Origin of the sequence: Paenibacillus pectinilyticus, from assembly GCF_001700435.1 — a bacterium.
GTDB lineage: Bacteria > Bacillota > Bacilli > Paenibacillales > NBRC-103111 > Paenibacillus_E > Paenibacillus_E pectinilyticus.
Genome location: NZ_LYPC01000020.1, coordinates 353,067 through 374,958 on the forward strand (window position 1 = coordinate 353,067; position 21,892 = coordinate 374,958).

Annotated in this window: 17 protein-coding genes and 1 pseudogene; 15 read left to right on the forward strand and 3 right to left on the reverse strand. The window is 39.6% G+C overall.

Annotated elements, in window-relative coordinates; genetic code table 11:
• Positions 1 to 68 precede the first annotated feature (68 nt).
• From A8709_RS15495 to A8709_RS15545, 12 genes are all read left to right on the forward strand, one after another.
• Entirely contained in the window at positions 69 to 494 is a 426-nt protein-coding gene (locus tag A8709_RS15495) for an FMN-binding protein (RefSeq protein WP_065853253.1), read from the forward strand.
• A gap of 32 nt (positions 495 to 526) precedes the next feature.
• The gene (locus tag A8709_RS15500; RefSeq protein WP_244163208.1) at positions 527 to 1,387 is read left to right on the forward strand and encodes an FAD:protein FMN transferase; all 861 of its coding nucleotides are present in this window, start codon (positions 527 to 529) and stop codon (positions 1,385 to 1,387) included.
• Entirely contained in the window at positions 1,388 to 2,158 is a 771-nt protein-coding gene (locus A8709_RS15505) for an RnfABCDGE type electron transport complex subunit D (protein ID WP_065853255.1), read from the forward strand. It begins immediately after the preceding gene.
• A 1,174-nt stretch (positions 2,159 to 3,332) separates the two neighbouring features.
• Positions 3,333 to 6,410 carry an efflux RND transporter permease subunit gene (locus A8709_RS15515; protein ID WP_065853256.1) on the forward strand — a complete coding sequence of 1,026 codons (3,078 nt, stop codon included), beginning with the start codon at positions 3,333 to 3,335 and terminating at the stop codon, positions 6,408 to 6,410.
• A gap of 144 nt (positions 6,411 to 6,554) precedes the next feature.
• Complete coding sequence (locus A8709_RS15520) at positions 6,555 to 7,844, forward strand: VTT domain-containing protein (RefSeq protein ID WP_065853257.1); 1,290 nt, start codon at positions 6,555 to 6,557, stop codon at positions 7,842 to 7,844.
• A gap of 50 nt (positions 7,845 to 7,894) precedes the next feature.
• Positions 7,895 to 8,428 (forward strand): RNA polymerase sigma factor, encoded by a 534-nt coding sequence (locus A8709_RS15525; protein ID WP_065853258.1) that lies wholly within the window; start codon positions 7,895 to 7,897, stop codon positions 8,426 to 8,428.
• A gap of 1 nt (position 8,429) precedes the next feature.
• Positions 8,430 to 8,939: an anti-sigma factor family protein gene (locus A8709_RS15530; protein ID WP_065853259.1), complete on the forward strand. Its 510-nt coding sequence runs from the start codon at positions 8,430 to 8,432 to the stop codon at positions 8,937 to 8,939.
• Complete coding sequence (locus A8709_RS15535) at positions 8,936 to 9,763, forward strand: hypothetical protein (RefSeq protein ID WP_065853260.1); 828 nt, start codon at positions 8,936 to 8,938, stop codon at positions 9,761 to 9,763. The genes A8709_RS15530 and A8709_RS15535 overlap by 4 nt, the downstream gene beginning before the upstream one ends.
• An 804-nt stretch (positions 9,764 to 10,567) precedes the next feature.
• Positions 10,568 to 10,744: a response regulator gene (locus A8709_RS35170; protein ID WP_244163219.1), complete on the forward strand. Its 177-nt coding sequence runs from the start codon at positions 10,568 to 10,570 to the stop codon at positions 10,742 to 10,744.
• Positions 10,745 to 10,781: 37 nt separating this feature from the next.
• Positions 10,782 to 11,258, forward strand: coding sequence for a CBO0543 family protein (locus tag A8709_RS35605; protein ID WP_341833426.1), 477 nt, complete (start codon positions 10,782 to 10,784; stop codon positions 11,256 to 11,258).
• 252 nt (positions 11,259 to 11,510) lie between these two features.
• Complete coding sequence (locus tag A8709_RS35450; RefSeq protein ID WP_279615871.1) at positions 11,511 to 11,639, forward strand: hypothetical protein; 129 nt, start codon at positions 11,511 to 11,513, stop codon at positions 11,637 to 11,639.
• Positions 11,640 to 11,764: 125 nt separating this feature from the next.
• Entirely contained in the window at positions 11,765 to 12,985 is a 1,221-nt protein-coding gene (locus A8709_RS15545; protein ID WP_065853261.1) for an IS256 family transposase, read from the forward strand.
• Between the two features lie 269 nt (positions 12,986 to 13,254).
• Here the strand turns inward: A8709_RS15545 and A8709_RS15550 are convergent, their stop codons facing one another.
• The 3 genes from A8709_RS15550 to A8709_RS15560 form a co-directional block, all read right to left on the reverse strand.
• Complete coding sequence (locus A8709_RS15550) at positions 13,255 to 13,515, reverse strand: hypothetical protein (protein ID WP_065853262.1); 261 nt, start codon at positions 13,513 to 13,515, stop codon at positions 13,255 to 13,257.
• 51 nt (positions 13,516 to 13,566) lie between these two features.
• A complete protein-coding gene (locus A8709_RS15555; RefSeq protein WP_065853263.1) occupies positions 13,567 to 15,141 on the reverse strand; it encodes a multicopper oxidase family protein in 1,575 nt (524 codons plus the stop codon).
• Between the two features lie 495 nt (positions 15,142 to 15,636).
• Positions 15,637 to 15,978: a hypothetical protein gene (locus A8709_RS15560; protein WP_208607685.1), complete on the reverse strand. Its 342-nt coding sequence runs from the start codon at positions 15,976 to 15,978 to the stop codon at positions 15,637 to 15,639.
• Positions 15,979 to 16,831: 853 nt separating this feature from the next.
• On the opposite strand from A8709_RS15560, the pseudogene A8709_RS33725 reads away from it, so the two are divergent.
• The 3 genes and pseudogenes from A8709_RS33725 to A8709_RS15570 all read left to right on the forward strand — a co-directional run.
• Positions 16,832 to 16,967, forward strand: a pseudogene (locus A8709_RS33725) (GMP synthase (glutamine-hydrolyzing)); the annotation flags it as partial.
• Between the two features lie 218 nt (positions 16,968 to 17,185).
• The gene (locus A8709_RS15565; RefSeq protein WP_065853265.1) at positions 17,186 to 19,486 is read left to right on the forward strand and encodes a type IA DNA topoisomerase; all 2,301 of its coding nucleotides are present in this window, start codon (positions 17,186 to 17,188) and stop codon (positions 19,484 to 19,486) included.
• A gap of 426 nt (positions 19,487 to 19,912) precedes the next feature.
• Positions 19,913 to 21,886, forward strand: coding sequence for a type IA DNA topoisomerase (locus A8709_RS15570; protein ID WP_244163216.1), 1,974 nt, complete (start codon positions 19,913 to 19,915; stop codon positions 21,884 to 21,886).
• The last annotated feature ends 6 nt before the right edge of the window (positions 21,887 to 21,892 follow it).

Consider the following 21,892-nt stretch of genomic DNA (forward strand, 5'->3'; position numbering starts at 1 on the left):
TGAATGAAGTAGATGAAAGGTGAAGCAGGATATCACAAGTACTTCTTACGTAAGTTGGAGGAATGAATATGGCTAAAATGGATAAAAAATGGGTTGTGCTTTGTACGACAGCCATTGGCGTCATGTATAGTGCTGGATATATAACGACAGAAACGCAAGCTGCACTATCGCAACCACAGCAGCAAATTCAAACCAATACTCATACAGTTAATAGCCAGATCAAAAGCCAATATAAGAGTGGCACCTTCGAGGGAAGTGGAAGTAATCGGCGTGGTTCCATTGGAGTAAAAGTGACCATTTCAAATGATAAAATAACCGACGTCGAAATCAGTCACTTTGCCATGCATTATTCCGAAAAAGACGTTGTTGGATTACCTGAAGAGGTAATACAAAAGCAAAGCGCTCAAGTACAGAATGTTTCAGGCGCAACGTATAGTACACAAGCTTTTCAAGATGCTATTGAAAACGCACTTACACAAGCGCGGAATGCATAATGGTTCATATTGTAAAAAAAACCAAGTTATTTATGGATACCGTCGTTGAAATAAAGGTCGTTAGCTCCCTTCCAGTGGCTGAGGTGGAACCTGTGATCGAGCATGCATTTGAAGCGTTTCGGAAAGTAGAACAATCGTGCAGTCGTTTCACTCCTGATAGTGAATTAATGAAAGCCTGTCAACAGGTTCGGACCCATGTTCCGATCAGTTCGTGGTTATTTCAACCCTTGAAATTTGCCTTGGAAATGGCGGAATCGACGGAAGGGATCTTTGATCCATCAATCGGAAATACAATGGAGTATTATGGATTTAATCGGCATTATTTAACTGGAGAAATCAGCTCGAATCTAGCTTCAGAAAACGCTACCTATCGAGATATCGTCTTACGAGAGCAAGACAGCACGATGTATTTGCATAAACCAATGGTAATTGATTTAGGTGCAGTTGCGAAAGGATTTGCTATCGACATCGCCTCCCAGACGCTGGCTCGTTTTCAGGGCTTCGTTATTAATGCTGGTGGAGACCTTTATGCTGGTGGGGTAGATGAGGTGGGCCAAGCTTGGCGAATTGGAATTCAGCATCCAGTACACAAGGATCATATCATAGACACCATTGAAGTATCGAACGAAGCGGTATGTACATCTGGCGGCTACGAGCGTAAAAGCAAAGTCAGCGCAGATGTACATCATATTATTTACCCGAACAGCAAGCAATCGCCTCATGGTTTGCTTAGCTGCAGTATTGTGGCTCCTTACGCCATGTTGGCAGATGTCTTCTCAACGGTCATTTGTTTATATGGGTTGGATCAAGGCAAAAAATTGATGATTGAAATGGAATTGAAGGGAATTTTGATTACACCCAAGTTATATGTGGAAAGGGTTGGAGGGATATAAATGTCTACTCATCCATGGCATAAAAAACCAAAGAGCTATGTTATTATTTGCTTGGTAGCCTTTCTAGTTATAGCTGAGGTATTATCTTCAGATATAAGAGGAAGTTACAATGTCATGATTGCTCTGGTTACAGCTGTAGGGATGGATTGGATCTGTTTTCTGTTGGGGAAAAGAAAAAAATGGCTAGCAGATGGTGCTGTTATAACAGGGATCATTATAGGCTTAATTTTAAGCACAACAACCTCGTGGTATTTGGTAGTTATTACTGTAATCATGGCTATTTTATCTAAGCACCTTATTGTTTTTAAGAAAAAATCAGTATTTAACCCAGCTGCCTTCGGCCTACTCTTGTCTATTCTCTTTTTTCAAACGGGGCAGAGCTGGTGGGGAGCATTTGGGGATCTACCGGTGTGGACAATTGGATTACTTTTAGTAGGCGGTTACGTGGTTACCAATCGCGTGAACAAATTCCCACAAGTGTTTGCATTTCTTAGTGTTTATTTTTTGTTATTGCTTCTAATGGGTTTCATGCATGTCGGAGAAGCTGCCGATGCATTTCGACCGCCTTTTATAAACGCTTCGCTGTTCTTTGCTCTATTTATGCTGACAGACCCACCAACCTCCCCAGTCTCCAATAAGGATCAAGTGATTTTTGGTGTGCTAAGCGCAATAGTAGGTGTTGTTATTTATGGTTTTTTTGGTGGCCTAATGTACTTATTTATCGGACTGCTTATTAGTAATGCCTATCACGTGGTTAGATCGAGGAAATAATAATGCTATTTAAAACCGCCTTTTTAGAATGCGGTTTTCTTGTGGTCGAACCAAAAAGAGCACATCATCGGTACAAATCTCTGTATTGTTTAATATAAAAAAACCAATATCGTCGGCCTTTAGGCAAACAAATTGGCTTTTTATGCGTAAGATAATCATTTCCGATTCAATGTGAGCGAATAGTTGTATTTACTTGCATGTTTTTGCTCATATAATATAATGCCATACTAGGTATCACGATAAATACCAGTGGGTAGACCAAACCACATTTGCCGATATTTCTCAACTGCAGACCATTCACCTTGGATAGCTTGTTTTAATCCTTCAGTATAAGAATGTACTTTTGGGTATAGTTCATTGCTAACGCCATGTATCTCGTGTCCAGTAAGATCTTTGTAAAATACCGCGAAACATCTGATTATGCCCCTGTTCATAATCACGTATGGAGGCAATAAGGGCAGACTGTTCAGATGTTGGTGCAAGCTTAATATGTTCATCGTAGAACAACTCATCGTTTCGTTCACCCTGTACGGATTATTTCACTAATTCTAAAGCTTGCTGTAAGTTTACATTCCAAATTGGCTGAATTGTGGAACGATATTCATACGGATATATCCAATACATTTTGATCCTCCAATGATTCTATGATGAGATCATTTTATGTGCGAATATTTCTTATTGTTCTAAATAAATGCAAATAAAGTATTCGGAAATTACAGTCACTAGGCTGTTGCCGTGAATCTTTATAAAAAACAATTGATCAGGATCTGCTACCCGGCAGATCCTCTTTTTATTTAAAGGATTAGGTGAAAAAGTGAAGGTATCGCATATTGAAAACCAATTACACATCATTTGAAAAATGTACCATTTAATTAATTAGAACCATTCTGAACTTTAGTTGCATAAGCCCAGTCCTTTCATTTTGTAATAAGAGAAAACAAGAAAGAAGGCCACACAAATATACATGTCTCTACTAAGGAGTGTGCCATGCAAAATACTTTTCTAAATTTTTATATATTTTGTTTTGGGATCCTACTATATGTTTTGGCGATTACTGGTCATCAGTCGGTTTTGGAAAATTTGATTGTTTCTGAAATTGGTTCTGTTGCGTTATGTTTCAGCGGTATTTCAATGCTTTACTCAATAAGAGAAAAAAAGGAATGAGGTTGGAATAATGAAAAGAATAATCGAAGGTTCAATGCAAAGGGCGATTCTAGTTGTAGTCTGTATGCTGCTTATTTTAGCTTGGGGCGGTGTCTCTGCCTTTCAAATGCAGCGTGATTACTTACCAGGCATTAATAATACAACACTGCTTGTTTCAGTACGGGCATCATCTTATCAGGCGGATCAGGTCAAACTAAATGTAACACCAAAATTAGAAGATGCTATTAGGTCTTCTGATGGCTTAATGGATGTAGAAACGAATTCCTATGATGGCGGACTTTTAATGAATCTGTACTATCCAATGGATTTTGATATGAAACAAGCAGAGAGTGACATCAAACAAGCGTTATCAAGCGCAGTGCTGCCAACTGACGTTGGGGCTCCGGTTATCACTCGTGTAACGACGAGTACATTTCCAATTTTGAGCTATAGCTTAACTTCAAACAGTACAAACATTGACGAAACTACACTTCGTTCTTCGGTCGAGGCTGATATAGCTAAACAACTGAAATCCGTTCCGGGAGTCGCAGATGTGCGTGTCACTGGAGCAGCAAACAATGGTTATGTTTTAAGTGTTAGGATGCAGGATTTAATGAAGAGTGGTTTAACCATGGATGATTTGAATCAGTCACTAACTGCCGCGCTGCCGAATTGGTCCACTGGTAAAGTGTCTAACAATAAAGACTCGTTTCCATTAACGGTGAATGGTTGGAACTTAACAGACCAAGAGTTAAGCAATATTCCGATAAAAAACAAGCAAGGCACCAACTTCCCGTTATCTACTGTGGCTGATCTATCCCATTCGCTGACTGACATTAAAACCGTATCCCGCACTAATGGAAAAGCAAGCATCCTTCTAGATGTTCTAAAAACACCGTCATCGAATATTACGGCAGTAGCCAAACTAGTCAAAGAGCGCGTAGCGCAAATAGCGCCAATTAAAAATAATGACGTTTCGTTAAACGTGATGCTTGACCGCGAACATGAGTTAAATGCTTCCCTATTAGGTCTTGTACGCGAAGGACTTTTGGGTTGCCTGTTCTCTATGTTGTGCGTTTTCTTCTTCTTCCGGAATGTGCGTTCGACACTGCTCATTGCTGTATCGCTGCCAATATCACTGCTTGCCACTACAGCTGTTCTGAAATCGATGGGTATTACACTTAACATTTTGACCGTGTCCGGTTTGATTGTTGCAATGGGGAGAATTGTTGATGATTCCATTGTTGTTCTTGATAATATGTATCGCAAATATCAGGAGAATAAGGACCAATCCACTTTACATGTGCTTTCATCTGCTGTAAAAGAAATGCTGCCAGCTATTTTTGCTTCTACCGCAACAACGATCGCTGTCTATGTACCTATTGCCATGGTTGGTGGTGTCATTAGCGCATCTTACTCTGGCTTTGCATGGTCTGTCGTCATTGCACTTATTGTATCTTTCTTTGTTGCGATGTTAGTCGTTCCAACTTTTGCATTTATGGGTTGGAGAAATGACACCTCAAAATCCGTAACACTTGAGCCGATGATGAAACCAGTTCTGCGTTTTGCATTTAGTCATAAGAAATGGATTACTTCGATTTCACTACTTATTTTCATCGTTGCTGCAATATTTGCAACTACGCTTCCAGTGAGCCTGCTGCCTACGGCAAATTCAGGAGATGTAGCGATTCAAATTGAACTGCCGAAGGGTAGCGCACTTCCTGAAGTGGATACAGAAGTCCAAAAAGTTGAAGACGTGCTGAAGGTAAATCCGAATGTCGCTTCGTATTCAGCCAATTTCGGATCAACGATGATGCCACAAGCCGATGACGTATTTGATGCTGGGGGCGGATTTATTCAGCTGCCTAACATAGCCAATATGACTGTTGCATTAAAGGATAAAAATAGTATAGATGCTGTCATTTCAGATTTACAAAAAACTTTACCCCAATTAAATCAAAAAGTAGTTTATACCGTATCGAATCAAAGTATTGCAGGTGATGATAAGCAGATGAAGATCATGCTTTCCGGAGCTGATCAGAAAACACTTGATGACGCGGCACAGCTCGTTAGAAGCAAGTTAGTTGAAGTACAGGGTCTTAGCGTACAAGGGGCGACTGATCTAACGAACGGAACACCCAAATATGCCATTACACTTAATCGAGCTAAAATTGAACAGGCCGGAGTGAACATTCAGGACGTTACCAAAGTAATTGGGCAATACATGATTGGCGGTAAAGACTTTGATATTCAGGTAGATCATAAGTTGATTCCAGTGGATATGTACATCACTCGTGTACCCAATACGAATGCAACGTCAACTGATGTGTTTGGAGCACTTGCCTCTGAAACAGTAAGTGGAGCAGATGGGCACAAAATTAGAATCGATCAATTGGCAACCATCGCTCCTAACCAAACTCCGTCATCTATTCAGGAACGTGATGGGCAATCCTTTTCAACGGTTACCGTACAAATCACTTCAATAGATATCAGTAAAGTTTCAAGCGCTGTTGACCAGAAATTGAAAAGCATCGCACTACCAAGTGGAGTAACGTACTCGACAGGTGGTATCACAGAGCAAGTTAAACAAATGATTGTGGATATGTCCATTGCCGTTGCATTTTCCATCTTACTCGTATTGCTGATTACTAGTGGAGTCTTTAAGGGTTGGAGAGCCCCTCTAGCCGTACTGTTAAGCATTCCACTTGCTCTAAGTGGTGTTGTGCTTGCCCTTATGCTCTTTGGAGGGGAATTGAACTTAGCTGCGCTTATCGGTGTCTTGATGTTAACCGGTATTGTCGTCACGAATGGCATTGTATTGATTGATAAAATTGAGAGAAACCGTAAAGAAGGTATGGCTATCAAAGATGCGATTATGCATGGTAGTCTCTCTCGGGTAAGACCGATCTTCATGACTGCAGGCACAACCATCTTAACGCTATTGCCACTGGCATTGACCCATAGTTCGGATACGGTTATTTCGCAAACACTGGGTATCGTCGTGATAGGTGGAATGATTACTTCAACTTTAAACAGTTTCCTGGTCATTCCTACGTTTTATGAGTGGTTGGTAAAAAAGAATCCAAAGACCCAAATCGATCAATCTTAAGGGGAGATTTATGGTTTGACGAATACCCTTGAGTATTAAGCTCAAGGGTATTTTTTATCAAAAGTATGCAAAAAGTAACAACGTATAAGACGAACTTCTCTAAGCTATAATAATTTTTTTGCTATGATATTCGTGGGGGTAAACATGACACACTTCATTCAAAATTTAGTGGATCAGTATGGGTATCTTGTCTTAGGGATTGCTCTTCTATTCGAATTCCTCGCCTTGCCATTACCGGGTGAAGTTCTTATGACATATGTAGGGCTTATGGTTTTTAAAGGAGATATGAATTGGACCTTAAGTATTCTTACAGCGGGAATTGGTTCGACGATCGGAATGACATTATCTTATTGGATTGGGTACCGATTAGGAATGCCATTTATCAATAAATATGGATCGAGATTTCATTTTGGACCTGAGAAGTTAAAGAAGACATCGTTATGGTTCGAGAGCTATGGAAATAAACTTTTAATAATCGCAGTTTTTATCCCTGGTGTTCGACATTTTACAGGGTATTTCTCTGGGGTTACTCGCATGCCGTATCGAACATATTTAGCTTATTCCTGTATAGGAGCATTTGTATGGACGGGCACATTTATCTCACTTGGAAAAATTCTCGGTCCCAAATGGGAGCAATACCAGCATACGATCACGAAATATTTACTCATTGCTGGGATTATTGCGGCTGTGATTTTCATTATGATCTATATAGTTAAAAAATATAGAACCCAACTATTTGAAATGCTTATAATTGGACTAACCAAAGGTGTCAGAACCTTTCGTTCTCTAGGTAAGGTTAAATTTCTTGTTTTAATATCTTTTGCCGTGTTTCTTACACTTTTCATCGTTATGGCGGGATTAGTTCAAGACTTCTTAGCAAAAGAATTTGCTGATTTCGATGATGTCACACGCTATATTGTTCATGTGGTTTTTAATGAAGCTTGGGGAACATGGATGAGTGGCTTCACATATTTATCTTCGTTACAAGTACTCCTGACAATATCGGCTTTATCTCTTATTTGGATAGTGATAAAAGGGAAAGACCGTATCTTAGAAACTAAATTCTTAATGCTTGTTTTAATTGGAGGAGAAATTTGGGATGTAGGGTTGCGGAGGCTTTTTCATCGTGTAGGACCTAATAACCTCTTAAATTCATTCCCAAGTGAACAAACGTTACTTACAATCATATTCTTAGGTTTTGCTACCTACCTGTTGGTTCGACACGTCAGTATTACTTGGTTTCGCACTATCGCTTTTCTCCTCGTTATTGCTGTCTCATTTCTCGTTGGTATTAGCCGAATTTATTTTGACATTCAATATCCAAGTGACGTAGTTGCGGGATATGTATTTGGTGGGGTTTGGCTGAGTCTGAATATTTTAATGTTGGAAATTTATCGCTTAATACGAAACAACAAGGTGAACTTTTTGACTTGATCTGAAGTCTTTTTGTATCGATGGATGGTACTGCGGGGGGAAGAGTATGCGTGGATCAAGAATTATATGACTTAATCGCTAAGGCGAAAAGCGGTGACAAAGAAGCATTCGCCTTACTCGTCAAGCGTTATAAAGATATCGTATTTCGTTACTCCTATGGGATGCTGGCAGATCGTATGGAGGCGGAAGATGTTTCTCAAGAAGCATTTGTTAAAGCGTTTTATTCACTTTCTAAATTGGATAATATTTATGCCTTTGCATCGTGGTTAAAACGAATTGTATCCAATTTATGCTATGACCGAATACAAAAACAAAAGAGAACGAATTCAGTATCTGACGAATTGATCGAAACACGGATTTCAAATAATGATATGGAACGAAGAGATCTCCGAATGACGATTGAAGAAGCGATGGGGAATTTGAGTCCTGAACACAGAGAAGCAATTGTTCTAAGAGAAATTGAGGGTTATTCGTATGATGAGATTTCAGGGATGCTCAACATTCCTCTCGGTACTGTAAAATCACGTATCAGTGCAGCGCGACTATTGTTACGTAAAGAAATGATTCGTGAATTGGAGGATTAAGATGTCAAACCATATAGAGGATCAGCTATCTGCCTACATGGATAACGAATTAACTGAGACTGAACGACAACAAGTCGAAGAACATTTGGATACATGCTTAGCATGTAGTGCGTTGCTCAGTGATTTATCGGGAATTAAAACTCAAGTATTTACTGCCTACCATTCGATTGAGGCTCCTGAAGGATTCGAAGACAAGGTAATCAACGCAATTGGGTTTAATGCTACACCCGTAAATGTTTCTAAAGGAAGCAATTGGTTGTTGTTTCCGCTTATAAGTGTTCTGTGTTTCATTACGATCGTTTTGGTAGTTATGGGATCTTACTTATTTAAATTTAGTTCAATTATGCTTAAAGTTGCTTATAATTTAATTCATGTATTCGGAGACATCTTAGGCTCGCACACTTATATCATTGCTGGCTTAGTCGGGCTTTCGATCGTTCTCATTGTTGCATCGAGCATTTCAATAAAACACATGCTAAAAGCAAGTGGGTTTAAGGGGGCTAATTGGTGAAAAAGAAAAGGTTATTATTTATTGCACTGATGTTTTGTGCCCTTTTATTTACAATACCGACGAATGCTATGGCAAAAGGGATTTTTGAACATCAAGATACGGTTGTGCCTGCGAATCAGGTGGTTGATGATGTAGTGGTTGTCGGTGCAGATACGACCATATGGGGAACTGTGAATGATTCAGTTATTGTTTTTAACGGAGACCTAAATTTAAAAGCATCTGCAAAGGTAAATGGTTTTGTTTTAGTTGTAGGTGGAAAGATACAGCAAGAACAAGGAGCATTCATCTCAGATGAGATAATCAATCTATCCTTTGATAAAGCTACCCAAAATAGTCTGTTGATTGGTGGAGGACTAGTCATTGGGATATGGTTATTGCAATTAACCATCAGTATTATTTTGATTTTACTGCCCTTATTGACAATACTAATCCTCAAACAGCGGATACAACCATTCATGACTCATGCGCGGCAGTCACCTGGTCGCTTATTGTATATAGGTTTTTTCAGTAGTCTCATTTTGATTGCACTAACCGTACTTCTACTTGTTACAGTCATAGGGATTCCAGTGGCAATTTTATTACTCGTTTTAGTATTGTTAGCTTTCATAATCGGTATGGCTGCCTTAAGTATTATAGTAGGTGAAAAAATTCAAGGTACGTTTGGTCGTTCTAACTGGATTATTTCATTAACTGGTTTGATCTTATTGGTTTCACTAATGAGCATTCCTCTTGTTGGGATGATTTTATTTCTGGGGATATTACTTTTTTCCATTGGGATTATAACTTTATGGATTTTGGAGATAGCAAAAAGAAAACTATCGTAAGATAAGGATTTACTACAAACAGATGACATTTTCAATTAGTAACTCTGACAATACAGGGCTAGATGTTCAAAGAAGTTATCAAACTAACGTGAGTGAAATGGAAATCCCGCACGCCTAGCATTTTTTCCTCAACTATAATGCCCTTCAATATAACCTATGCTTTTCATTTCATTCTCATATAAAGAGGGTATATTACAACTATTACTATGAAGTGGAGGAGTCTAGATGGTTTCTCAGCAGAAAAAAGAAGTAAAACAATCATGGATTCCTCGGAAAGAACGCTTATGGGTATTTGGTGCGATGGCTGTGTCCACAATCTATGTGATATGTCAGTTCTAGTGTCTGTTTCATTTACCATCAACAACATTACATAACCGTCGTTTTGAGCAAACATTCAAGGGTTTTGGATCCAATGCCCGAATAGCCTTATTCATTGTGCTAGCGAATTATGTTTTAGCATTTATCATTAAACAGCGCATTTGGGGGAGATTAGATTTTCTAAAAAAATGTTTAATTATGCTACTTCGTATTGTCAAAAAATATCATACCTCAATTGCCATTCTGGCTATTGCACTTATTACACTCCATTCGGTTGCCGTTTTTATGTATGGTTTTAAATGGGATTTCAATAACATTAGCGGCTACTTGCACTGATCATCCTGTTACCGGTACCGATTTCGGGTTTATTCCGTTACAGAAGACTCGATAAGAAATGGCATATAAGATGTGGCCTAGCATTTGCAGTGTTATTTTTGATTCACGCATTTCTATAGAAGTAAATTTGAAACAGGTGGTGGTGGGACATTGCATACAGGGGCAGATAATTATTTGCTGAAGCCATTTGCTTTCGAGGAATTGATTGCTCGTCTCCATGCTTTATATCGTAGAAAAGAAACGAACTTGCCGTTGTTATCATTCTTATCACTGCTTGTTTTTGTTCGTTCGATTCCACTGGAAACCATTCAACACAATGAAGTTTAGAAATTAGAGTCTTATTTGATGTCATTGCTCGATAGGAGTGAGAAATATACTAATAAACATTATCTTAGGCTTTATTATCCCTTGGATATTTGGTGTTTTTTTGTATAAAAAGGCCCCGAACATTGTAATAATCATATTTCCAGTTTCCTCAATCGTCTCTTCATTTATTAACGCAATCGGATTTCACCTAGAGTTCTGGGACTTCACCCCTTTGATTGAAGATGATGAAACGATTTCCGCACTCCCCTTTTATATTGGACTATATCCATTAGCAGCTTGCTCAGCAATGTATTGGATTGATGTGAAGAAAACTAATCCAATTTTAACCCTAGTTCTGCTGAGTATTTTATTAACTGGGCTTGAGTACATTGGATTCTTATTTCATAAAGTTCAATATGGGCATGGTTGGAATATTGGATGGACCTTTATTTCTTATTTAATTGCTACTTTTGCTGCTTACGTATACTATTTGCTTGCGAAAAATCATGAAGTCAATTTTAAAAGTAAAAAGTAAGGTGAATATATACCTTACTTTTACTTTTGATACAAGCTCTTGTAATAGAGAGATTTTAGTTCTCTTCTTAATGTTGGGAGACATTAAAGTTTTGAAGTGGTGTTAAGTTCAAAAGAGCTAAAACACCATTTATTGACATCTCATTCAACTGGTTATTTCTCATAAATTAACGAATTCTTTTTTAAGAATAAGCATATAGCCTATGACCTATGGATATAAATTGATTAAAAAAAGAGGAGAAAATTGGTCTACATGACTAAACAGTTTCAAATGACAACTCAGCAGGAACTTATAGATATCGTTCAGGCTTGTGTTGAGCAAAGACAACCAATTGAATACTGCAGTGGAGTTACTCAAACTTCTACAGAATATGGAACATGAAAATGCAAATTATGTTTTAATTGAGATTAAACCAGCATCTTAGCCCCGAACTGAGTCTGTAAAATAGATTGTGTAAACTCCTAAACCTATTAAAATGGAAGTATAGGAAAGGTTGGGGAGAACACATGGGATTATGGACAAAGCAGCAGCTCCGCGAGTTTATCAAGGAGAATAAGTTAGTAACGGCTCAAGATGCCCAAAACGCATTGAAGAATCTATTTGCAGAGACGATTCAGGAGATGCTAGAAGCGGAAATGGACACACACTTAGGCTATCAAAAGCATGAAGTCGAAAACAAAACAACAACGAATAGCCGTAACGGAAAGAGCAAGAAGCGTGTAACCAGTGAGTATGGAGAGCAAGAAATCATTGTTCCACGCGACAGACAAGGCGAGTTTGAACCTCTTGTGGTGAAGAAGCACCAGTCGAATGTAACGGGCATTGAGGACCAAATTATTGCATTGTACGCCAAGGGAGTCAGCACGAGAGACATCCAGGACCATCTCGAAAATATGTATGGGATTGAGGTCTCACCAACCCTCGTTTCCAACGTAACCAACAAAATTGTTCCACTCATCAAGGAATGGCAGAACCGCCCTCTACAAGGCGTTTATGCCGTTGTTTTTCTAGATGCCATTCACTTCAAAGTCAAGCAAGACGGGGCTATCGTGAACAAAGCAGCATACATGGTGATCGGGATTGATCTGGATGGAAGCAAGGATGTACTGGGCATGTGGATCGGTGAAAACGAGTCTGCAAAGTTCTGGCTTAGCGTTTTAAATGATCTGAAGAATCGTGGCGTTCAGGATATCCTGATCACGTGTGTAGACAATTTAACAGGTTTTACACAAGCTATCTCGGCCTGTTATCCAAAGACAGAAATCCAAAAATGCATCATCCACCAAATACGCAACTCCACGCGCTATGTCTCTTACAAGGATTTGAAGAAGGTAACGGCCGATCTGAAGCCCATTTACAAAGCTACATCGGAAGAAATGGCATTGGTAGAACTCGACCGATTCGAGGAAGCCTGGGGAACGAAATACCCGCTCATCCTTCGCTCTTGGCGTAATAATTGGGATGAACTGGCTACCTTTTTTAAATATCCGCCAGAGATCCGAAAACTTATTTACACGACCAACATAATTGAAAGCTACCATCGCCAACTTCGAAAGGTGACTAAAGGAAAAAGCATCTTCCCAACGGATGAAGCTCTCTTAAAAATGCTATATTTGGCCACCATGGATGTCACTCGAAAGTGGACAGGCCGCGTCCAAAACTGGGGGCAAATGCTGCTCCAGCTATCTGTTTTCTATCCAGATCGCATTGGCCAGCACCTGCGCTGAAAATTTTTCTCCCCTCGGGGAGAAGTCTTTTAAATGAGTTTACACAAAAGATTTGACAGACCCCCCGAACTTTTTGGAAATATTTTAAATATTTTAAATTACTTCCTTTGTTCTATTGCTTTATCTTTCTAAACACCTCTTTCCTGCGGAGGTGTTCTTTTTATTATTTTGTGAATTACGTCACAGAATACAAAAGAGGGGCTGCCGCGAAGCAAGCCCCTCACCTATCGTACCCGTTAACTTAGTCCACACTCGAGCTGAAGTGCTTGTTAAACCACGAGCTTCTCTAGCCATATTGAGTCAGGTTTCATTCTTCGTAATCCATCTGCTAACCAAAGCTTCTGCTGATCATTCATATAGGTGACATAATCATTGAAATCATCAACATCTTTTTCTCTAGGGTTCAATCCTTTAAACGGCAATTTCCAAATAGGATTTACAAAGGGACTTTCTTCACGATCTTTGAGAGCAAAGTCATTTTTAGGCATGGTAATATTTTTGTTTTTTCGAAAGAGAACTTTATCATCCACACGATCAGTAAACAGAATTTCTAAAAAATGCCGGTAACCTGTGTCATGGTGCTATCGTTTCCCGTTAATCATTCTCATTAGTATACTTTTAAGTCTCTTTTTTTTCTTCAGGATTTCAAAAGGTCGCATCATCTCGTAATCTTCATGTTCGAGCATGTGACAATGCCATACAAAAAGCCCAGCGAAAGGATTGAAACTCGCAATAAAAGAAGTAACGGTACCAGCGGGAGCACGAATCGAATCTTTAAATCCCCTTTCGTTAGGTTCAGGAGGAACCGCATGTCCTGTAAATTTTAGTTTTCCTTTGGCTTGGAAATGAGTAACATCAAAAGGTTGGCGCTCAAGAATTTGCATGTCAACGACATGTAGATGAATGGGGTGGTCATCGGCTGAGAGATTGATTAACCGCCAGATCTCAATTGTTCCTAATTCCACTTTCTCGGATATAGGATCATTCCACATTTTACTGTCCAGTAAATTCAGCGATCTTCCATATTCATCCTCCACCCTAACGAGTGTGAGATCTCTTGTCCTTTTTGCCATCTCTCTAGAGAGGAATTCAATTTTCGTTAATTGATCCGGAAGCGAACTGGTGTCTGTGCCTTTTAACGGAGTGGTTACTTTAAACTGCATGACATCGGTTGTTTCGGGGGAGGCACCCTTGAAGACATTTTTAAGAATGATCGTCTTGCCAAAGGATCGAGAAAAATCGACGATCACATCCGCACGTTCTGTCGTTAGAAGGAGGATATCATTCATTTTCACTGGTTTCTCTAATAATCCGCGATCGGTCCCAATTTGATAAAATGGCTGTCCAGAGTCCAGTTTGAATGTCATGGCTCGACTATTACAGTAATTTAACATACGAAATCGGTATTTTCTCGGTTCTACTTCAAGATAAGGGGATACTTTGCCGTTTACCAAAATGTAATCTGCGTCAAAAGGTGTAACAATTGAAGGATAAGGAAGCCGAGGATTCTTTTTATCTGGAGTAGCAGGGTAATAGAGCGAACCGTCCGGGTTAAACGAGCGATCCTGTACCATAAGAGGGATTTCATATTTTCCCTTCGGCAGATTCAGGGATTGTTCATGCTCATCACGAATGATAAAAAAACCTCCAAGTCCCGCATAGTTGTTTAATCTTGTAATGCCCATTGTATGGTCATGATAAAATAACGTAGTGGCTTCAAGGTTGGGATACTCGCATACTTTTCTTTTAAACATAGGTCCTGTTTGTTCAAAATTCCTCGTAAACCAAGCATCAGGGTATCCATCACTATGGTCATGCTGTTTTCCACCGTGTAAATGAACCACAGTCCTAACCTGTGGCAGTATTTTTTCTGCACCATGAATTGTCGTATCGATGGGGAGAAAATGCGTTTTGGGCAGATCATTCATCCATTTGACATATGTCGTTTCGTCCTTCATCACGTCAAAAGTAGGACCTGGGTACATTCCGTTGTAGCCCCATAAGCGGGTAGGCCCTAGATCACGATGTAGTTTTTGGGTAAATTCCCTCATGGTCACTTCATAATACGAACCTTTTTTGTCATGTTTTATCGGGGAAATGGTTTTGGGAATTGGCAGTTTATCGACGAATTTTTGAAGTTTTACTTTAACGGGCATATGAGTGGAGACCTCCTCACGGTTAATACCTTAAGTAAGCGTATGAACGACAGATGTCCCACTATGTTTAATTGTGGATTTTTTTCTTAATCTATTCCCTAACAATTAATGATTTTTAGATGTATCATTACTCATTCTATAAGATTGGAATAATTTTCTAGGGAACCATGAAGCTATCATTTTTGTATGCTGCCCGTTAGTTTAAAATCTTCCCCGCGGATACGACTTAGGACTTCCTACTCCCTCCATACACAAAATTAAATAAGCGTTCACCCAAAAGAGTGAACGCCTATTTAATTTCAAAACTTAATTTGTTACTTCATTAACCGAATTTCAAATATGTAAAAACATAAAAAACATTGATTGTTCTTCAACAGAAATATTTTAAAGGTACAGTGGGCCAAAGACAAAGGCTTCAGACTTAAAGTTCTACATGATTCCTGATTAACTATATCTACAAAAGTCACCTTTGAAATACAGAAGCTCCGTTTACTTTCACAAAAATAAGGGATACATTCCCAATGTTACAATAATTACATCCAGAATCCTATGAATTATATTCTTCCAATGGCTTTCGAAATCGGCTCGCCCTTTTTCATCAAGTACTACAATCTCGCCATCTAATATGGTCCCTTTCGGAATAGGCGGGTTGTGCAGCTCTGGATATTTGGCTGTTGAATTTGTGTTTTTTGTTTTTAGATTAAGTTCATCCAAATTAGAAACGATCAACCTTATGACATCCCACTTAAGTTCGTCGAAAGTGGAAGAGTCATCAAAAGCCAGATTGTTTTTACTGTATTGTAGAAGCATTGGAGAAATAAACATTTTCTTCATCACCCATAATAATGGTACACCTTAGAGGAGTCTATGACTAATGGAATTTGAAGGAATTAAGGAGCCTTGTTAAATGAAAAAACTAATAATTCCCAGTTCATTTGTTTGTTTGAGCATTGCAACTGCAAATCATTTCCAGTTTACTTCGCTCTTAAAGGAAGATGAACCACATGGGTGAATAAGCTCGGAGTCATGATCTCCGAGCTTCAATTAATTAGGCTGCGGCCGCCATGTAATTAAACTGGTATAGACTTAATACAGGCTGCAGGTGACTTATTCGGGAGCCAGTTGATTTAACTAGTCTATGATCGATGAATGAGCTTATTTGTTGAGTAGGTTAGATAGCAAATCCTCATTGGCCGTAAATGGCCTGTGGGGATTTTAGGGAGAGTGAGAGTTGGAAGGATTATAGGTTGGAAGTATTTGAGGAGATAATAAAGAAGGTAGAAAGTTTGGTGTGTTTCTAACCCTATCAAGTCAAAGACCATCAGATATTTCTAACACGATTATTTCCCAGCTTCATAATGTATTTATTCACAGGCTAATAAATAATAATGATTTATTAACGATGAGCAAAACTATCTCCTTTTTGGACAAAACTTCTTTCGATTCTTTGTCTATTTTACCACCTGGAGCTTGCGTTTTTACTGGTACAGCAACTGAAACACCTATTGTAGTCCAAATCCCATTACTAGATAAAAGTCTGCATCCTATGAGCGAAACAGTCAATCTTGAAAGGTTATGGGGACTAGATAGTTCACATCAAGCTCCATTGTGTTAGAGAGTTATGGAAAAATGGTGTTAATAACAAACAGGGAATTTGGCTCATTCTCTGTTTTCTACAAAAAGAGGAAAGATGACAGCCGACTGGGCACTTATCCCTAGGGATGTGCTGGAGAAGATTTCCGTACGTATCGTAAATGAGGTAGAGAACTAACTTGAATCGTATCGTATACAACATCACATCCAAACCGCCAGCTACCATCGAGTGATTCGAATTAAGAAGTAATTTGATTTCTGCTCGGATAGTGAAAATTCAAAACTAATTAACTTACTGAATTAATATTTACTTACCAATCTGCAGATGATATAATAATTGCAATAATAAAGTATGACTTAAAAGGTCCAGAGTTAGTAGCTCGGGCCTTTTTTGTTTGCAGTTTTCGTTCTCAACTTTGAGTAGATATATTAATTAAGGAGCGATAATCTGTTGAAGACATTAATTATTGCGGAAAAACCGGATATGGGACGAAATATAGCTGCCGCAATAGATCCTAAAGCAAAAAATAACCGTTCTTATTTAGAAGGCGAACAGTATATTATTACTTGGGCAATTGGGCATTTAATTGGATTAGCTGAACCAGATGCATATGATGATAAGTACAAGAAGTGGAACATAAACGATTTACCTATTATTCCCGATAATTTTAAGTTAGTTCCCAATAAAAATACAGTTGATCAACTTAAAGTTATTGCTGATTTAGCTAAACGGTGCAATTTGGTAGTCAACTCTTGCGATGCCGGAAGAGAAGGCCAGTACATCTTTTCGCTAGTCCAGAGATATCTAATGTTAAGTCAACCAGTTAAACGATTATGGATTTCTGATTTAACTCCAGAAACAATTAGAAAAGGATTTTCAGAGCTTAAAGATGGTTCTGAATATGAAAACTTAACAAAAGCTGCAACTGCCCGAAGTGAAGCAGATTGGCTGATTGGCATGAATGGTTCGAGAGCTTTTACGACTAAGCATAATGTATTGCTCTCTGTTGGCCGCGTACAAACACCGGTGCTTGCTCTAATTTATGACCGTCAGAAACAAATTGAAGCATTTTCATCGCTCAAATTTTATGAACTTGAGGGTTATTTCACTCAAGAGGATATTTCGTATAGAGGCATGTGGCAAGGCGAACGATTTACTGATGGAGAAAAAGCAAATTCGATTGCAACCAAAGTCAAGGGAAAGCCAGCAAGAATTAATTCCTATGAAGTTAAGGAAACAAAGGAATTTCCATTTAAGTTGTATGATTTGACTTTGTTGCAACGAGAAGCAAATGGGAAATATGCCTTTTCAGCTAAGAAGACATTGGACCTTGCGCAAGCTTTATATGAAAAGCATAAAGTAATATCCTACCCAAGAACAAATTCGAACTATGTAACCGAGCAAAATATCCCGGACATGCATAAGTCTTTAAATGCCTTACAAGGCACAGCATACCATGAGCTTGTTCAAGGTGCTAATCGTAATCTTGTTAATATTAATAATAAATTTATTTGTAATCCATCAAAGGTCGAAGATCACCATGCAATATTACCAACCAATAAAAAGGCTACATCACTTAATCCAGATGAACAGAAACTTTATGATCTAATTGTGAGACGTTTTTTGTCGCAATTCTATCCACCTGCATTCTATAAGGTACACACAGTGTTGACAGAAGTTGAGAACGAAATATTTAAGACAACTGTTAAAGAGCTACTCTCGCTAGGGTGGAAAGTTATTTATGCAGATCAAAAGAAGGAAAAGGCAAAGAATCAAAAAGGGAAAGAAAAAGATGAGGAAGAGGATGAAGAAGTAGAAGTTAGTGAGCCATTTTCAGTCAATGCTCAGGGGGAAGTCCAATGTTCGGATGCGATAGTTAAAGAGAAAGACACCCAACCTCCTAAGCATTTTAATGAAGGTACATTGCTGAAGGCGATGGAAAGTGCCGGTAAACAAATTGAAGATGATGAGCTTCGCGATGCAATGAAAGACTCTGGCCTTGGAACGCCAGCAACTCGTGCAGCTACAATCGAGAGGCTGAAAAATGTAGGATATGTAGAGATGCAGGGGAAAAAAATTCAAATTACTCAGAAGGGTCGGACCGCAATTGAATTGATTCGGGGTGCAGGAATTGAACTCTTGACCTCCCCTGAAATGACAGGACAATGGGAACGTAGACTAAATGAGATTTCTCGTGGAACTGCATCAAATGATCAATTCATGGAGAACGTGAAGAAATTTGCCACTAGAATTGTCGAAAAAGTTAGAGTGCAATCTCGCGCATCTAAAACCTCATTTGAGAGCGAGACCCTAACTAAGGTAGCTACTACTAAAGGACGAAGTAAAATTACTAAGCAAAGTTCAGACACAAAAAGCCCAAATGATAAAAGTGTTTCAAACGAGACCAGTCGTCGTTCGACTGCCAAAAAGTCTAGATCACTTGAAGAAACTACTTCCGTGTCTTCTAATGCATCACCAAGTATAATTGCCAGATGCCCACGGAAGGGTTGCAACGGTTTAATATTCATGGGCCGCAAGGGTTATGGATGTTCTAAATATAAGGAAGGTTGTAAATTTGTTATCTGGAAAGAAAACTTCGGGCGTATTTTGACAGATGCTCAGGTTAAATCTTTAATTGAAAAAGGTAAAACTGGCAAACTAAAGCTTGAACGAGAGGATGGATCCTCAGTTGATGCACGTTTAATAATCGTGAATGCGGAGGCTGGTGAACCGACTCTTATAATTGAATAAGGGTATATTAAATATTGTTAATTTAAGTGACATAAATTGTTTTGTTCCAACAAAGGATGATGTATTTATTATTGTTAGTTCGGGGTTTATGATAGGTTATTATTTAATAAAATGAAATTTGTCTTGAAAACCTAGATAAGTTAAGAGCAATTAAAAGATATTGTTTTGATTCTTCTTGAATCAAATGCAAATCTTTAGTTGTTCTTTATTTTTTTTGAATTAGCATTTATTACAGACATGATTTAAAATAAAATTTAAAAGTCTAAAAAAATGCTTGGAAATTGTTTTGATGTATAAATATTCATACTGATGAATATTAAATTTAAAATATTAAATTTTAATTTATTGAAAACGTGTAGTTTCGATGAAAATACTTATGCGCGAGTGAATACGTTGAATTTATTTTAAGTGAATGTTACTGGTAGAGTGCGCGGTATCGGCAATTTCGATGAAAAATGCATATGCGAACTTTCCATTTGTGAATATATTTTTTCCCTCATTCAACGACATCTCGGGCTGCGGCAGCCCGTTAAACGGTTGTGGATTTCGGATTTAACCTCCGAAACGATTCGCAACGGCTTTGCCACGCTCAAGGATGGCGCGGAATATGAGAATCTTACGCGTGCTGCGCGTTCGCGAAGTGAAGCTGATTGGCTGATCGGCATGAATGGCTCACGCGCTTTTACGACGAAGCATAACGTCTTACTCTCCGTCGGTCGCGTGCAAACGCCGGTTCTTGCGCTTATTTATGATCGTCAGAAGCAGATTGAGGCGTTTTCCTCACTCAAGTTCTACGAGCTGGAGGGACATTTCGCGCAAGGAGAGACACCTTATCGCGGGATGTGGCAGGGGGAGCGATTCACCGATGGTGAGAAGGCTGCTGCGCTTGCTGCCAAAGTGAAAGGGAAGCCTGCGAGAATCCAATCCTATGAAGTGAAGGAAACCAAAGAATTCCCATTCAAATTGTATGATTTAACCTTGCTGCAGCGGGAAGCGAACGGGAAATATGCGTTCTCCGCTAAGAAAACGTTAGATACCGCGCAAGCCCTCTATGAGAAACACAAAGTTATCTCTTATCCGAGGACGAATTCTAACTATGTGACGGAGCAAAATATTCCGGACATGCATAAGGCTCTGAACGCCTTGCAAGGAACGGCTTATCATGAACTTGTCCAAGGCGCGAATCGCAATCTTGTTCATATTAATAATAAATTTATTTGCAATCCATCCAAGGTTGAGGATCACCACGCGATCCTGCCTACCAATAAGAAGGCTTCCGGTTTAAGTCCCGACGAGCAGAAGCTGTACGATCTCATTGTACGACGCTTCTTGTCACAATTTTACCCGCCAGCGGCTTATAAGGTGCATACGGTCATGACTGAAGTTGAGCAGGAGATGTTCAAAACAACGGTTAAGGAACTTCTCTCCTTAGGCTGGAAGGTCATTTATGCCGATCAGAAGAAAGAGAAGGCCAAAGCCACCAAGGGCAAGGAAAAGGAAGACGAAGAAGAGGAAGAAGTCGAAGTCAATGAGCCGTTCTCGATTGATGCGCAAGGGGACGTGCTATGTACGGATGCCATCGTAAAGGAGAAAGATACGCAGCCTCCTAAACATTTCAATGAAGGGACCCTGCTCAAAGCGATGGAAAGCGCAGGGAAGCAGATTGAGGATGAAGAGCTCCGCGATGCGATGAAAGACTCTGGTTTAGGCACCCCGGCAACCCGCGCAGCGACGATTGAACGACTGAAGAAGGTCGGGTATATCGACATGCAAGGGAAGAAGATTATTTTGACTCAGAAGGGCCGCATGGTTGTTGAGTTGATTCGCGGAGCGGGTATTGAGCTGCTAACCTCGCCGGAGATGACCGGTCAATGGGAGCGCAGATTGAACGAAATCTCCCGCGGCACGGCATCTGATGAGCAGTTCATGCATAACGTGAAAAGATTCGCGACGCTGATCGTGGATAAGGTACGCAAGCAAGCCCGCGCTTCGAAAACGGATTTCGAAGCGGAGAATGCGCCTGAGCCAAGCACGAAGCGCAGCGCATCATCACGCGGTGATGGAGCAGCGAAAGCGCCAGCAGCGAGGAAGAAAGCACCTGCTGCAACGAAGCTTTCAGGTGATGGGACGAGCACGTTCATCGCGACATGTCCAAGACCGGGATGCGGCGGTTCCCTCTTCATGGGACGTAAAGGGTATGGCTGTTCCCATTATAAAGAGGGCTGCAGTTTCGTCATCTGGAAAGAAAGCTTTGGTCGGAGTTTAACAGAAACGCAGGTACAAGCGCTTGTCCTTAAAGGGAAAACAACGAAGTTGAAGCTTGTGCTTGCTGATGGCACAGAAACAGATGGGAAAATCGTATTGAAGGATGTTGCAACAGGTGCGCTTGGTACCGAATAACGGCAT